At 70.2% G+C, this 1,247-nt stretch carries 1 protein-coding gene; it reads right to left on the bottom strand.

Annotated features, from left to right (window positions below; translation table 11 throughout):
* Nucleotides 1–1,247, bottom strand: a 1,247-nt coding sequence (locus ACYVD0_RS23070) for an AMP-binding protein (protein WP_460428961.1), incomplete at both ends; no start/stop codon positions are given.

The following is a 1,247-nucleotide window of genomic DNA, read 5'->3' as shown; positions in this document are numbered from 1 at the left end:
TGCGCGAGGAAGGCCTGCAGCATCGAGGGCACGAAGTGCAGCGTGGTCACCCGGTGCCGGCGGATCAACTCGACCAGCCGCGCCGGGTCGCGATGGTCGCCCGGATTGGCCACCACCAGCCGGGCGCCGACCATCAGCGGCCAGAAGAACTCCCAGACCGAGACGTCGAAGCCGAACGGGGTCTTCTGCAGCACCGTGTCCGCGTCGCCGAGCCGATAGGCGTCCTGCATCCACACCAGCCGGTTGTAGAGCGAGCGATGCCGGTTGGCCGCGCCCTTGGGCCGGCCGGTGGAGCCCGAGGTGTAGATCACGTAGGCGAGGTTGTCGCCGTGCGGCTCGATCGGCGGGTCGTGTTCGGGTTCGCCGTCGAGATCGAGGCGGTCCAGTTCCAGCGTGGTCAGCGACCGGCTGCCGGTGATTCGCTCCCTGACGTGGCGCTGCGTGAGCAGCAGCCCGATGCCGCTGTCCTCGACCATGTAGCCCAGACGCTCGGCCGGATAGTCCGGGTCCAGCGGCACGTAGGCCCCGCCCGCCTTGAGGATGGCCAGCAGGCCCACCACCATCTCGACCGAGCGCTCGACCGCGATGCCCACCTTCGTCTCCGGCGCGACGCCCAGGGCGATCAGCCGGTGCGCCAGGCGATTGGCCCGGCGGTTCAGCTCCGCGTAACTCAGTTCTTCGTCATCGAAGACCAGCGCCGTGGCCTGCGGCCGTTCGCGCACCTGCCGCTCGAACAGCCGGTGGATCGGCCCGGCATCCGGGTAGCGCTGCGGGTTCTCACCCCACTGGCGGAGCTGGGCCTGCTCGGCTTCGCTCAGCAGCTCCACGTCGCCCAGCGCCAGCTCCGGCCGTTCGGCCAGCGCGCGCAGCACCGCCAGGTAGTGCCCCGCCAGACGCTCGATGGTCTGCGCCTCGAACAGCTCCACGGCATAGCTGAAGCTCGCGCGGACCTGCCCGTCGGAGTGCTCGCGGGTGTCCAGCGTCAGCTCGAACTGCGCCGCCTGATCATCCAGCGCATAGTCTTCCAGCTCCAGCCCGGGCAGTTGCCGCAAGGCCCGGTAATCCCCGCGCTGATGGTTGAACATCACCTGGAACAGCGGGTTGAGCCCCAAGCCGCGCTCGGGCTGCAACGCCTCGACCAACTGCTCGAACGGCAGGTCCTGGTGCGCCTGCGCGCCCAGCGCCGCCGCCCTGGCCTGCGCCAGCACCTCGCCCAGGCCCATGCGCCCGTGCACGACGTTGCGCAG

The sequence above is a fragment of the Azotobacter armeniacus genome (genome assembly GCF_054779355.1).
This window is presented reverse-complemented; position numbering and strand designations above follow the sequence as displayed.